This is a genomic window from Streptomyces sp. NPDC052042, assembly GCF_044548345.1.
Classification (GTDB): domain Bacteria; phylum Actinomycetota; class Actinomycetes; order Streptomycetales; family Streptomycetaceae; genus Streptomyces.
On the sequence record NZ_JBIUBU010000036.1, the window covers coordinates 34,830 to 47,632 of the forward strand.

Here is a 12,803-nt window from a genome sequence, read left to right on the forward strand (position 1 = left end):
CCGGGCGTATGAGGGAGGCGAAGCGCCATGCGCGTGCTGTACCTGCTGAACATCTCCAACCCCGACCGGCTTTCGGCCGACTCGGGGTGGATCTTCGCGGACCTGCTTGCCCCTGCTCTGGCGGATGCCGGGGCTGAGGTGACGGTCGCATCCCCGGCTCCGGCCGGGGATGCACGCTGCGGATTCCACCAGATGAAGGTGCCGGGGACGAAGTACAGGGCCCGCTTCTCCGCGGACATTGACGAGCTGGTGGCACTGATCCGGGGGGAGAAGCCCGACGTGGTCGTGGCCAACCAGATCGAGGAGGCCCCGGCGATCCGCACAGCCCTACTGGAGGCCGGATCCAACGCCCTACTGGCCGGCTACTGCCACTACCTGCCGTTCTCCTTCACGGGCGGCGGCCGGCTCCAGCTCGACCCGTCCCTGAACGACGCGGGGCTCGGGTGGCCGGTGCTGCTGGCGTTCGCCGCCGGACTGGCCGCCTGTGACCGGGTGCTGGTCCACTCCTCCACGGCCGCGTCCTGGGTGTCGGCGGCAGCTGCCCGGATGACCGTGGACATCGGCGAGCAGCTACGAGTGGTGCCCGCCCCGCGTGACGAGCGTCTGGTACGCGACCCCGCCACCACGCAGCCCGCCTCCGGCGCCGGGGCGATCGGCGTCTACAACCACCGGTTGTATGCGCACTACGGCACCGGGCAGTTCGTGGACCTGGCCCGCGACCTGGTTGCGTCCGGCACCGTCAGGCTGCGGGTCATGGACCTGTTCGGCCAGCGCCGGGCGGAGCGCGAGGGCCTGGACGACAGCCCCGAGAAGATGCGTGACCAGCTTGCCGCCCTGCCGCACGTGCAGGTCGTCTCCGACCGGGGCGACCGCGTCCGCTACAAGGACCTGCTGGCCGACGCGCGCTTCGGCATCGCCCCGTTCCGGCCCGGCTGCCCCCGGTCGATGAGCGTGATCGACTGCCAGGGCATGGGCCTTCCGGTCATCTCGCCCCGCCTTGGCTGGCTCGCCGAGCACATCGACCCCGAGCTGTGCTTCACCACCCCGGCCGAGGCCGTTGCTTTGGCCGAACGGCTCGCCACGGACGCCGAATTCCATGCCCTGCACGCCAAGCGGGCCCACGCCTCCACTGCCGACTTCGCCCCCGCCCTGATCGCGGCCCGCTACCTGGAGGCCGTCTCGTGAACGGCTTCGACGCGGTTCTCCTCTCGTACGACGAGCCGATGGCCACCTCTCTGCACTCCCGGCTCCAGCGCACGCTCGGCGGCAAGGTCAAGCGCCTGCACGGCGTACACGGGATGCGCCGGGCCTACCGTCTGTGTGCCGAGGTCGTCGACCACGAGCAGTTCTTCCTCGCCGATGGGGACTTCGCCATCGACGCCGGCTTCGACCCCGCCGCGGTGGAGCCGCTGGACGAGGGCGTGTCAATGCGGGTGTGGCGGGCGGTCAACCCGGTCAACGGTCTGACCTACGGCTACGGCGGGCTGAAACTAGTCCGCCGCAGTGCCCTGCGCGAGATGGGCGAGGCCGTGGACGTGCTGGCCGCCCTGCCCGGACGGATCGAGTTTGCCCAGCAGACCGCGGGGATCACGAGGTTCAACCAGAGCCCCTTCCACGCGTGGAAGGCCGGTTTCCGCGAGTGCGCGATGCTCGCCCGCGGCAGCGAGTACGGCATGGCCGACGACGACGCCCACCAACGGGTGGAGGCATGGACCAAGAGCCGCAACGGCGAGTTCGCCCCGTACGCCGCCGCCGGGGCCTGCGAAGGGGTCGCCTTCGCCAGGGAATTCGCCCGCGCCCCCGGACAGTTCGACCACCTCAACGACCCCACGTGGCTGCGGACGAGGTTCACCGCCGCCCATGGGGACCAGGGCGTGGGCGGGTGACCAGCCCATTGGTGCTGATCGAGCCGTACGCCGACCGCCTGGGCGGGCACCACCAGCGCACGCTGGCGGCCCTCGCCCAGGCCCGGCCCGGCAGCCTGGTGATCACCCCGCACGGGATCGTCCGCGAGGCGGTGGCGGCCCTGCGCGAGGCCGGGGCCCGGCTGGTGACCGCACCGGCCGGGCACTCGGCGGCCGTACTGCTGGCCGCCTCCCGCCTCGCGGCCGGGCTCTCCAGGGCTGGGCTGCGGGTCTTCCGCTCGCGCCGCTGGCCGCGCTTCCTGCGGCGGTTTCCGCACCAGATCACCCTCATCGCCCGGTGCCTTGCGGAGGCGTCGGCCCTGCGGACCGCCCGCCGGCTGGAGCCCGGCGCCGAGGCGGTGGTGATCCTGAGCGCGAGCGAGGCCCTGCACGGTGCCGTCGCTCTCCTTGGAGGGCTGCCGCACCTGCGGTTCGTCCACGAACAAGTCACTACCGAGGACGCCGCAGTGCGGTTCTTCGGCCGGCTCGCCCGCCGGGGCGAGAGGCAGGTTCTGGCGGTGTGCCCGACCCAGGCCGTAGGCGATCAGTTCACGGCAGCCTTCCCGAACCTGCCCGCGGTGGTGCGGGCCTTCGCGGTCGACGACGGCCGCCGCCTCACCGACGCCGAACGCGACGGCGGCCGTACCGCCTTCGACATCCCCACCGGCGAAGCCGCGGTGTGCCTCGTCGGCGGCTGGTGGCCCTACAAGGACATCGGAGTCATCGACGCCGCCCTGCCCCTGCTGAAGGAGCCGCTGCACCTGGTGGTCACCGGCATCCCACTCGACGAAGCCGTGCTCGCCCGATGGCGTGACCTGCCGAACGTACGCCTCCACACGGTGCCCGGACCGGTCAGCGAATCGGTGCTGCGGCTGGTCTACGCCGCTGCCGACGCCGCCCTGGTCACCCGCCGCCCCGGCGTCGGCAAGGAGTCCGGGCTCGTGATGGACGCCACCCGCCTCGGCGTCCCCCTGGTCGTCTCCGACCACGACCCCGGTCTCACCGCCCGCCTGAGCGGCCGGCCCTGGGCCCTGACCTTCACCGCCAGCGCCCCGGACGCCCTCGCCGACGCCCTGCATACCGTCATCTGCCAGCCGCCTCCGCTGCCCGACCCCGACGCTCCCGGCCTGCTGGGGATGTGGTCGGCCGCCGGGCAGGCCGACTTCCTCACCCGCACCTTCGCCTCACTGCGTACGAAGGACTCCCGATGCTGAGCACCCCTCCCGCGCTGATCGCCGTCGTCGGCCCCGTCGAACCCCCGCTGCTGGCCGCCTGGGTCCACCACTACCGGTGGCTGGGCGTCGAGCGGTTCCTGATCGCCTTCCACTTCCCCGAGCACGTGCCCGACCAGCAGCGGCACGAACTACAGGCCGCCAGCCGCGAACTGGGCATCATCCCCACCGGCACCAGCACCGGCCCGTGGCACGAGCACACCAACACCCAGCTCAGGGAAGCCCTGCGGCACCGGGCTGGCCCGGGCTGGCACCTGCTTGCCGACGCCGACGAGTTCCAGCAGTACCCCGCCCCGCTGAGTGAGGTGGTCGCCCAGGCCGAGAAGTCCGGACACCGCGTGGTGGGCGGCCTGATGCTCGACCGGATCGCCGCGAGCGGGCGCCTGACCGGCTGGAGGCCCGAAGGCGGACTGGATCTCGCCTATCCCCTCGGCGGGCACCTCACCCACCGGCTCCTGCACGGAGACCCCCGCAAGATCGTTCTCGCCCGCCACGATGTCACCGTGGCGGGCGGCAACCACAGGGCCCCCGGACAGCGTCCGGATGCCGACCGTATCTGTGCGGTTCACCACTTCAAGTGGCGCTCGGGCGTCCTGGACGACCTCCGCCGCCGGGTCCAGCACTTCTCGACCGGCACATGGCAGGAACAGACCCCGGCCGTGCGCGACGAGGCCAGCCGCCTCCTGTCGCACGTCGGCCAGCACGGCGGCGTGATCAACACCAGCGATCCGCGGTTCGCCTTCCGCCGGGTGAGCCTGGACCGCATGCCGTTCAGCTGGTCCAGCGAGGCCCGCAGCATCGTCACGGCCTGGCGACCGCACGCGCAGGCCGGCCAGGAGCAGAGACAATGAACGCGCCCACGGACAGCTCGTCGCGGAAGGGATGACCACGTGCCCCTCGCCGTTCTCCTGGCCGGCATCACCGGCTCCGGGAAGACCACCGTCGCCCAGGCCCTGGCCGACCACGGCTACATGCGGCTGTCCGTGGACGAGGAGGTGCACCGCCTCCACGGCCGATACGGCGTGGACTACCCCGAGGACACCTACTTCGAGCGCGAACGGCCCGTGGTCGAGGCGATCCGGCAGCGGTTCGTCAAGGAGCTAGAGGCCGGCAACGACGTCGTCTTGGACCACGGGCTGTGGCGGCGCGCCGAGCGCGACGCCTGGCAGCAGGCTGCCCGCGAAGCGGGCAGCCACCCGCTCGTGGTCTACCTCCCTGCAGGCAGGGAAGAGCTGCTGGGACGCCTCGCCGAACGCAACCAGCGTGAGGACGCCAACGCCCTCGCCGTCACACCCGAAGCCCTCGACGACTTCTTCGCCCGATTCGACCCCCCGGCCGACGATGAAGAAGTCATCGTCTACACCGGAGACCTGGACGCGCTCGTGGCGGCGCTGTCTGCGGCCAGGCACAGGCAGGTTTGAAGCAGACCCACTGACTGCTCGCTATCACCGACCATGGCGTGGTCCGCCACGTGCTTGGCGTTGGCTGCGATCAGCGCTCTGCTCGCGCACTGCCGTGGGCGCAGGCTGAGGTGCGGACATGAAGGACGTGGCGTTCACGGTGCTTCGCCTGCGCGCTGCTTGCACGCGCTTGTTCGGCTGAGCGGTGATGCGCCACACCAGGACCTGTGCCGGTGAGTCTGCGGTGTCGAGTTCACGCTCGGCGGCAGCCTCGCTCAGGAGTTGGCGGGCATTGCGGCCGGCGGTCTCGGCGCGGGCGAGCGTGGTGGTGAGGGCGGGCCAGCCTGGATCAGCCAGGATCTGGTCGGCGTGGTCGGGGAGTGCTTGGCGCACGGTGGCCTCGAATCGGTCGATGGTCTGCTGGCGTGGGGCTCGGCGGGAGAGGTCTGCCAGGACCGGCTCGCTGGCCTGCTGGTAGCCCGCCTGGAGGTGGCGGAAAGCTTCCTCGGCCGCGGCGGCCTGCTGCTGGTGGCCGCGCTGTGCGTGCCACTTGGCGGCGGTGCGGGCCAGGTGAAGGGCCGCGAAGAGCACGGCTATGGCGAGCCCGCCCGGCTCGTGTGTGGCGTAGGCGAGTTCCTTGACGGCGTCCCGCAGGGAGGTGGCGGCCTGGTGGTCGGCCCGGATCGCAGAGCGGCGGGCACGGGTGAACACCGTTGCTGCAGCCTGCAGTTCGGCCTGGTGCGGGCCATGTGCGGCACGGGCCAGGTTGTGCAGGGCGTCGCTGAAGGCATCCAGGTGGCCTTGGGCGGCGTCGTCGTCGCCCGAGTCGAGGACAGTGTGGACTGTGCGCACGGCACACTCGGCACGGCGCCATGACGTGTGGGGGCCCTCGATGTGCTGCGGGCGGTCGGTTACGTCCTGGGTGGGGAGGCGTTCGCACAGGCGGTTGAAGGACAGGTCGGGGGCGAGTTTGGAGCCGCCGTACCAGACCGGATCGCCTTGAGCGGTGTCGCCGGGGGCGGCCAGGCTGTAGCCGGTGACCTGGCCTGACTCGGGGCCGATGCGCGGCCTGACCTGGATGCCGAGCGACGTGAGGACGGTGAAGTAGTCGTCAACGCTGCGTACGGCGGCAGCGACGGCGTACGCCTGCTCGCGCAGCCACTCCCGCGCGGTGACGTCCTGGCCCTGGCGCTCGGCCTTGGCGCGCTCGGCGCCGGTCGGTGTGGGCGGTGCGGTGAGGTCGCCGGACTTCAAGCGGCGCAGGCCGAACTCGGCCTCGACCTTGCGGCACTCCTGCTGTGCCCGCTGGCCGTCGCGGTGGGTGCGGGGGCGTCGGCCGTCAGCGCGGATGGTGGTGGCCATGATGTGGATGTGGTTGTCCGCGTGCCGCACCGCGATCCACCGGCACGCCTTCTCGTCGCCCTCGGGCGCGATGCCGGTGGCCGCCACTATGCGGCAGGCGACTTCTGCCCACTCGGCGTCGGTGAGGTAGCGGTCGCCAGGTGCGGTGCGTACCGGGCAGTGCCACACATGCTGCGGCGGTTTGTGGCCGCCCAGCTCGCGGGTGCGTAGATCAACGTGGTGTCCAGGCGCCTGGCGAGCTGGCTGTAGGTGGCTTCGTGGTCGCGGCCGGGGTCGGGGGCGCCGGTCATGTCCCAGGCTGCGACGATGTGCGGGTCGATGTGCTCGTCACGCCGCCCTGGGCCGAAGAGGTAGTTGATCAGGCCGAGGCTGCTGGAGCCGGTGGAGACGTCAGGCACCATGGCTGGCCCCCTCCGCGAGGAGCTGGTCGATCAGCCGGTAACTACTCTTGGCCGTCCGCTCGACGCGAGCAAGCACGGCCTCCGCCTGCTTGGGAATGGTTCCCCGGTGGATGGCTCCGGTGATCTGGTTGAGGTTGCTGCCGATGCGGTTCAGCGCGACGGTGTGAGCCTCGACGGCCTCGATCAGCGGGCGGATGGGATCGTCCTCCGGACTGCCGACCATGCCCGCCTTGCCGACGGCGACAGCGAGCGCGGCGTCGCCGACGAACCCGGCGAACTTCTGACCGCGCCGCTCGGCCTCCTTGGCGATGATGCGAACCGCGGTCGGGGTGAAGCGGATGGTCTTTTCCTGGTCGCGCTTCTCGGTGGTGCGCTTGCGGTTCATCAGCGCGGGCAGCGCCGGGGCGTCGGGCTCGCGCCACGAAGGCTGCTCATCGGAAGGCGTCGTATCGGCAGGCTGCTCAACGGGCGGTGAGGCATCGGCAGGCTGCTCGGGGCACGGGGTGGCGCAGTCGGCGACGGGTGCGATGCTGGGCTCGGTCGTCCCCTCCCCAGGCCCGGGCGCCCGCTGGCGCCCGGCCTCTTCCTCCGCCGTCCCTGAGGCGGGGACAAGCGCGGACGAAGCCTCGTTAGAGGCTCGTTCGCTCCAGCTTGCTGCTGTTCGGCGGGCCAGCCTGAACAGTCCCCTGCGGTGGCGGGAGGGGGCGTCGTCCGTGTTGTTGTCGTGCATGGTGGTGCTCCGGTGGCATGTGGGCAGGGCTTCGTCACGTCCGTCGCAGCCGTCCCGTGGCTGGTCAGGACAGGTACGGACTCGGTCGCAGGTACGGCTAACTCCGTCCCAGCGAGGAAGTCCGTCCCCGCGCTGACCTGCGCGGGGACGGATGCGACGGACTGAGACGGACCCAGAGGGTGGGTCAGCGGGCGGGCTTGGGGCCTACAGTGCCGCCGGGCGGGCCGACAGGCAGCGACCCGGTCGGAGGGGCAGGCGGCTTGCCCTGGGCTGGCCGCCCAGGCGCGAATGCGTGCCCGGCTGCGGAGGTGGGCTGTGCGGGGTCGGGGCAGTAGCGCGCCCAGGCGTCGAGGAACTGGTTGCGGGCATACGCCTTGGCCTGGCGGCCCTGCTCGAAGCGGTAGTTGGCCGGGCGGATGTCGAAGTCCCTGAGTAGCGACGACAGGTGGTAGGCGTTCAGCCCTTTGGCGCCGTAGTCCGGCCACGGAGACTCGGCGTCCCCCAGGAGTGTGGCGAGCAGGTCCTGCGTGCGCAGGGCCTCTTTGTTGCCTTCTTGCTCGAAGATGCGGCGGACGTCACGCAGCAGCCGTGTCTTCAGGGTCGTCTGCTCGTCCTGGGCGACCTCATGCCGCGTCATCGCCAGGCAGGCCGCGCGTGCGCTGGTGGGCCAGTGGCCGCCGGCCAGGTCGGCGACGATGATCAGCGGCTCCCAGGTGTCTGCGGCCCTGTCCTCGACCGGCATCTTCGGTACCAGACGGCCCGCGGCCTCGCGCAGCGGCGTGAGCCACGCAGTCAGCCGGTCACGCACCGCGTGCAGTTCAGGCACGGAGTACCGCGAGCGGAACGGTGTGATCCGCTCACCCGGCTTGCGCTTCTGCATGCGGATGACGATCGCCCGGTCCATGATCGTGTCCGGCAGGTCGCCGATCCCGGCCAGTGCGGCCATAGCGAAGGTGGGGAAGGCCGTCGGTTTGTGTTCCGGCCCGGAGATGCGCCAGGCGGGCCGGTTGCGCTGGTGCCCTGCGTTGAGCAGGCCGCGCAGGTCCTCCTTCTCGCCCGCCTTGGGGCCGAAGATGGTGTCGGCCTCGTCCACCAGCAGCGTCGGCGGGTTCTTGCCGATGACGCGGAAGACCACGGCCGGAGAGGTGTTCACCGTCATCATCGGCTGGTACACGGTCTCGTGGAGCACATCCAGCACGCGGGACTTTCCGCACCCCTTGGTCGGCCCCACCACCGCCAGACGTGGCGCGTGCTGCAGAGCCGGCTGGATATGGGAGGCCGCCACCCACAGCGTCATCGCAGTCAGCGCCTCCTCGCTCGGCAGCACCACGTACCGACCGATCGCCGCCTGCAGCTCGGTCAGCAGCGCAGCACCGTCTGCCTCGCCGTCGGCGCCATCGCGGTCCCCGGTCCCCGACGCGTCGTGCGAGGCCACGGTCCCCTCCTGCATGGTCCCCACGGGACCGCCGGCCCCCGCGTCCCGGTGGGGACCGTGGTCACGGTCCCCACTACGGTCCCCTGTTGCTGCGGCCGCATTTTGGGGACCGGTCCCCGAGCTGGGGACCCGGGGACCGGGACCAGGCTCCTGGTCCCCCTCTGCCGGTGGTCCCGTCCGCACGCCGTTGGCCTGCGTCTCTTCGACGTCAGCGGATATCCGATGGTGTGCTTGGTCCCCGGTCCCCACGCGAGGGGACCGGGACTCGGCTCGGTCCCCGCCCCGCCAGAGGGCTTGCTGGCCGGGGACCGGCGCCACTGGCGGCCAGACGGCCTTGGGCCTGCTTTCCGCATCAGCAGATGGGCTCGAAGCACGTGAGGACGTAGAGTTGTCCATAGACGTTCCTCTCTGGTGAGGGGCAGGACGGGCTAGCTCCCGCCCCTCACAGGCTCGTTCGTTCAGGGATGGGCGATGCGTAGAGGAATCTCCGGCCCCCGGCGTTGGCGCGCCGAGGGCCGCTCTGTTTCCCCTCGGGTCATGCCGTGAGGTCGTACGCGGTCTGCTGGTCGAGCCAGGCGTCGACCTCGCACCAGCGGTAGCGCAGGTGCCGGCCGACCTTGTGGACCATCGGGCCGGTACCCCGGTACTTCCACTGGTAGAGGGTCTTCACCGGCACCCCGAGGTAGGCGGCGATCTCAGCGGGCGTGGCGAGCGGGCCGCGCGCGGCGGCCGTGGCGCGGCGAGGGAATCCGTTGGGCAAGGGAACTCCATATCGATTGCAGGCGACATGCATGGGCAAGAAAGCCACACGCTTCGAACTCTGGCCACGACCATCTCGTGGACTTCAACGGACGACCCAAACCGCAGGTCGAACGAAGCGGCCATAACCGTAAGGGCAAATCGCCGGTCAACCAAAAAGTTTGCCCAACCATCCAGTTCCCTCCGGTCGATCCCATAGGAACTCGGCAACTCAGCACGGGAATCGGCAGGTCGAGAGCACGCAGCGATGCCCGCCGCCACCTGGCACCGCTGCAGCGGCGTGGACCGCACACAGAATCCCCGGCACTCCAGACCGCTTTTCCCCCGCCAACTACTTGCCCTCTGCAAGTTCTATAGAGTTTAAGAACCAACTCTTGCCATGCCTGCCGAATTCGAGTTAAAGCTATCCGTCATGGCTACTCACCCCATCGCATTCGGCCCGGCCGGAATCCGCGCAGCCCGCAATATCGAGGCCGCTCGCCTGGCGAGCCGCCTCACCCAGCGGCAGCTCGCCGAGCGATGCACCACCCTGGGCCGCCCGATGACCAGCAACGTCCTCAGCCGCACCGAACGGGCCCGGCGTCGCTGCGACATCGACGACCTCGTCGCCATCGCCGCCGCTCTCGGCGTCTCGCCCTTGGCCTTGCTGCTGCCTTCCTCCGCAGCCGACTTTGCGACCGCCGTGTCCAACGGCGTTGGAGAAGGGGTCTGATGGCGCGCGTCTGGATAGAGGACCGCGCTGGGCATACGGCATACGTGCAGGCTGTGGCAGCGGCCAAGCAGGCAGGCCGCACCCCTCCTGGGCGCTATCGCGTGCGCTGGTACGACCCGGACGGCAAACCGAAGATGAAGACCCTGGCCCGCAAGGTCGACGCCGAAGCTGAGCGGACGAGGGTGGAGTCCCGCATCGCCGATGGCACCTACCGCGACCCAGCCGCAGCGCGCGTGAAGTTCGCCGAGGTGGCGGAGTCCTGGTTGGCTGCGCAGGTCCACCTCAAGCGGTCAACTCGCAACCGCTACCGAGGCGTGCTCGACGTGCACGTGATCCCCAAGTGGGGCACCACGCCAGTGGACCGCGTCCGCTTCGAGGACATCGCCGAATGGCTCGCGGACATGCTGTCCGGTGAGGCGGCGGGAGGCAGGAAGCTCAGCGCGCGTTCGGTGCGCAAGGCGTACGTCGTCCTCAGCCGCGTACTCGGCTTCGCGGTCAAGTCCCGTCGCCTGGCGTTCAACCCGGCCGCCGGCGTTCCCCTGCCGAAGCCGGTACCGGCTGACCACGTTTACCTCGACGACCTTCAAGCCGAAGCGCTCGCCGACGCGGCGGGGGCATATCGGGTCTTCATCCTGCTGCTGGCCTACACGGGGCTGCGCTGGGGCGAGGCGTCCGCGCTGAAGGTGAGGCGCGTCGACCTCGACGCCTGCCGCGCGCACATCGTCGAGGCGTACGTCGAGGACAACGGCAAGCTCTACCTCGACTCGCCCAAGAACCATGAGCGCCGGTCCGTCCCGATCCCTCGGTTCCTCGCCGAGGAGTTGAAGCCCCATGTCGAGGGGCGGGGCGAGGGCGAGCTCCTGTTTACGGCTCCGCAGGGCGGACCGCTACGGGCCCGGAACTTCCGTCAACGGTTCTTCGCCCCGGCCGTTGCCAAGGCGGGCCTCGGCCACCTCAAGCTCACGCCGCACAAGCTGCGCCACACGGCGGCTTCTCTCGCCATCGCCAGCGGCGCGGACATCAACGTCGTCCAGACCATGCTCGGCCACAAGTCCGCGACGCTGACGCTGGACACGTACGGCCATCTCTTCCCCGACCGCCTCGACGAGGTCTCGAAGAAGATGCACAAGCGCCGGGCCAAGCAGTTGGCCAAGGCGAAGGCCAAGCTGGAGAAGGCGGAGAAGAAGGCACGCAAGGCCGCCGAGACGGTGGCCGTCCTGGAGGATGCCGCCGCGTGAGGTGTGTCTGATCCGTGCCGAGGAGCCGGTGCCGAAGGAGCCACCCACCGTGCTGACATGGCGGGGCGGCCCCTTCGGCTCCTCTTGGTACGGGTCCAGCCGCGCGCTCAGTGGCCCTTGCGGAAGGCCCGGTCCGTTGCCTCGGCAGCCGCATCGGCAGCAAGCTGCTCGATCTCCTCCGGCACCTTTCGCTCGTCGATGGCGAAGAGCCGACCGCCGACGAGCGTGGTGGTGGGCTTCCAGCCGAGACGGCGGCCGGCCTCGCGGGCAGCGCGCCGGACGTCCTTCAGCTCGCCCATCTCTTCGAGGTCGCTGATGCTCAGGACGAGCTGGCCGTAGAACCCCTTGTACTGGGGCTTGAGGGCGGCCCTCATCAGCGGCTCCAGGCGGTCGACCAGGTTCTCGTACCGGCGCCGGGCCAGCTCGTCCTTCACAGGCATCGTCTGCCACTCCCCACCCTCAGTGCGCACCGTATGTGTGCCATATATGTGCCGCAAGACCGGAGGCCCTGCCGCCCACTCGGGCGACAGGGCCTTTGACCTGGTGTTTCTCTGTGCCCCCGGCAGGATTCGAACCTGCGACACCCGCTTTAGGAGAGCGGTGCTCTATCCCCTGAGCTACGAAGGCGGGGATCTGTCGGAAAACGTGTCCAAGACCCGGCGCGGATGACGGTGGGCTTCAGACCTGCTGCCGACAGTGTCGTAGTGGGCAGACCGGCGAGGACTGGCCACCGCCGACAGTGTAGCGGGTCGGGTGAGATCGGTGTCGGTGTGTGATCAGTGGTTCCTGGGTCGAACTGACTGGGGGCATCGGAGCGGGTGCTGAGCCGGCGGGTCCGGGCGAGGGACGGTGTGAGGCGACGAGGGGCGCCTGGTGGTGCATGGCTCGCGTGACGGAGTTGTTCAGCCAGGCGTGGCCGATGTAGATGAGCAGGCCCCTTCGGCTCCGTAGGCGGGAACCCACTTATGTGGGTAGCTCTGGCCGAATCGTGAATGTGTGGATTCGCTGTCCTGGCGGAGCCTTTTGAGACGGCGGCCTGCGGGTGTGTCGGGCGGGACTGCCGGAGGTGCTCGGTGCGATTGAAGCGTCTCTTTTGAGTTCCTCGACGGGGAGCGGTGTGTAGTGGGTCTGCCCGTCGACGGTGATGTGGCGTTTGCAGCCCCGGGCCTCGGCGACGTAGACATCGTGTTGGCAGGGGCTGTCCTGGTTGCGCTCCAGGGACTGCGCTGGGAGTGCTGAGTGCTGGGGCTGAAGACGAGCAGGCCTTCGGTGATCAAGGGGGCGCGGTGGACGCTGCGGAGGGTCGCGTCGTAGGCGGCGGTCCGTAGGCCGGGGGCATGGGGAGGGTGTGCTTGACCAGCCACGATGGGGAGCAGGACCGCCGTAAGTAAAGGCGGCTGCGCGACGATGACCACCGGAAAGCTACTGTCTGTCCGTATCCCAACCCGCAGCGCTGCAGAGTCCGGCTGCACCCCTGTGAGTGGCCACCAGGTGAGCCCAGGTCGGGCACGCGTGAACGTGGCGCACGGTGCCTTACTGAGCGTTTTCAGCGTTGCCTCTCCAGGGTGAGGACGGCTTTGGCGATGACGGTCATGCGGTTGGGGCTGATGCGGGATCTGCGGAAGATCTG

General features: G+C 70.1%; 11 protein-coding genes, 1 tRNA gene and 2 pseudogenes. 7 read left to right on the top strand and 7 right to left on the bottom strand.

Features of this window, described 5'->3' with window-relative positions; translation table 11 throughout:
- The first annotated feature begins 27 nt into the window (after window positions 1-27).
- From ACIHCL_RS33655 to ACIHCL_RS33675, 5 genes are read left to right on the top strand one after another with little or no spacing between them, the layout of a single operon-like run.
- Window positions 28-1,185, top strand: a complete 1,158-nt coding sequence (locus tag ACIHCL_RS33655) for a glycosyltransferase (RefSeq protein WP_399868016.1) — start codon at window positions 28-30, stop codon at window positions 1,183-1,185.
- Window positions 1,182-1,886 carry a hypothetical protein gene (locus ACIHCL_RS33660; RefSeq protein WP_399868018.1) on the top strand — a complete coding sequence of 235 codons (705 nt, stop codon included), beginning with the start codon at window positions 1,182-1,184 and terminating at the stop codon, window positions 1,884-1,886. The genes ACIHCL_RS33655 and ACIHCL_RS33660 overlap by 4 nt, the downstream gene beginning before the upstream one ends.
- Window positions 1,883-3,118: a hypothetical protein gene (locus ACIHCL_RS33665; protein ID WP_399868019.1), complete on the top strand. Its 1,236-nt coding sequence runs from the start codon at window positions 1,883-1,885 to the stop codon at window positions 3,116-3,118. Before ACIHCL_RS33660 ends, ACIHCL_RS33665 begins: the two co-directional genes overlap by 4 nt.
- Window positions 3,112-3,987: a glycosyltransferase family 2 protein gene (locus ACIHCL_RS33670; protein ID WP_399868021.1), complete on the top strand. Its 876-nt coding sequence runs from the start codon at window positions 3,112-3,114 to the stop codon at window positions 3,985-3,987. Before ACIHCL_RS33665 ends, ACIHCL_RS33670 begins: the two co-directional genes overlap by 7 nt.
- 39 nt (window positions 3,988-4,026) lie before the next feature.
- Window positions 4,027-4,557 carry an AAA family ATPase gene (locus ACIHCL_RS33675; protein ID WP_399868023.1) on the top strand — a complete coding sequence of 177 codons (531 nt, stop codon included), beginning with the start codon at window positions 4,027-4,029 and terminating at the stop codon, window positions 4,555-4,557.
- 24 nt (window positions 4,558-4,581) lie between these two features.
- Here the strand turns inward: ACIHCL_RS33675 and ACIHCL_RS33680 are convergent.
- From ACIHCL_RS33680 to ACIHCL_RS33695, 4 genes and pseudogenes are all read right to left on the bottom strand, one after another.
- Window positions 4,582-6,299, bottom strand: a pseudogene (locus ACIHCL_RS33680) (relaxase/mobilization nuclease domain-containing protein).
- Window positions 6,289-7,029: a hypothetical protein gene (locus ACIHCL_RS33685; RefSeq protein WP_399868025.1), complete on the bottom strand. Its 741-nt coding sequence runs from the start codon at window positions 7,027-7,029 to the stop codon at window positions 6,289-6,291. Before ACIHCL_RS33685 ends, ACIHCL_RS33680 begins: the two are co-directional and overlap by 11 nt.
- Window positions 7,030-7,213: 184 nt before the next feature.
- A complete protein-coding gene (locus tag ACIHCL_RS33690) occupies window positions 7,214-8,479 on the bottom strand; it encodes a DUF3631 domain-containing protein (protein ID WP_399868026.1) in 1,266 nt (421 codons plus the stop codon).
- Between the two features lie 520 nt (window positions 8,480-8,999).
- A complete protein-coding gene (locus ACIHCL_RS33695) occupies window positions 9,000-9,224 on the bottom strand; it encodes a helix-turn-helix transcriptional regulator (RefSeq protein WP_399868027.1) in 225 nt (74 codons plus the stop codon).
- A 411-nt stretch (window positions 9,225-9,635) separates the two neighbouring features.
- On the opposite strand from ACIHCL_RS33695, the gene ACIHCL_RS33700 reads away from it, so the two are divergent.
- The gene (locus tag ACIHCL_RS33700; protein ID WP_399868028.1) at window positions 9,636-9,935 is read left to right on the top strand and encodes a helix-turn-helix domain-containing protein; all 300 of its coding nucleotides are present in this window, start codon (window positions 9,636-9,638) and stop codon (window positions 9,933-9,935) included.
- A gap of 44 nt (window positions 9,936-9,979) precedes the next feature.
- Complete coding sequence (locus ACIHCL_RS33705; RefSeq protein ID WP_399868030.1) at window positions 9,980-11,173, top strand: tyrosine-type recombinase/integrase; 1,194 nt, start codon at window positions 9,980-9,982, stop codon at window positions 11,171-11,173.
- Between the two features lie 107 nt (window positions 11,174-11,280).
- Here the strand turns inward: ACIHCL_RS33705 and ACIHCL_RS33710 are convergent, their stop codons facing one another.
- The 3 genes and pseudogenes from ACIHCL_RS33710 to ACIHCL_RS33720 form a co-directional block, all read right to left on the bottom strand.
- Complete coding sequence (locus tag ACIHCL_RS33710) at window positions 11,281-11,613, bottom strand: hypothetical protein (protein WP_399868032.1); 333 nt, start codon at window positions 11,611-11,613, stop codon at window positions 11,281-11,283.
- A 114-nt stretch (window positions 11,614-11,727) separates the two neighbouring features.
- Window positions 11,728-11,800, bottom strand: a tRNA-Arg gene (locus ACIHCL_RS33715).
- Between the two features lie 919 nt (window positions 11,801-12,719).
- Window positions 12,720-12,803, bottom strand: a pseudogene (locus ACIHCL_RS33720) (IS5/IS1182 family transposase); the annotation flags it as partial.

Coding starts and splice junctions, on each gene's coding strand:
- ACIHCL_RS33700 (WP_399868028.1), top strand. CDS start 9,636: ATGGCTACTCACCCCATCGCATTCGGCCCGGCCGGAATCCGCGCAGCC.
- ACIHCL_RS33690 (WP_399868026.1), bottom strand. CDS start 8,479: ATGCAGGAGGGGACCGTGGCCTCGCACGACGCGTCGGGGACCGGGGAC.
- ACIHCL_RS33655 (WP_399868016.1), top strand. CDS start 28: ATGCGCGTGCTGTACCTGCTGAACATCTCCAACCCCGACCGGCTTTCG.
- ACIHCL_RS33685 (WP_399868025.1), bottom strand. CDS start 7,029: ATGCACGACAACAACACGGACGACGCCCCCTCCCGCCACCGCAGGGGA.
- ACIHCL_RS33670 (WP_399868021.1), top strand. CDS start 3,112: ATGCTGAGCACCCCTCCCGCGCTGATCGCCGTCGTCGGCCCCGTCGAA.
- ACIHCL_RS33710 (WP_399868032.1), bottom strand. CDS start 11,613: ATGCCTGTGAAGGACGAGCTGGCCCGGCGCCGGTACGAGAACCTGGTC.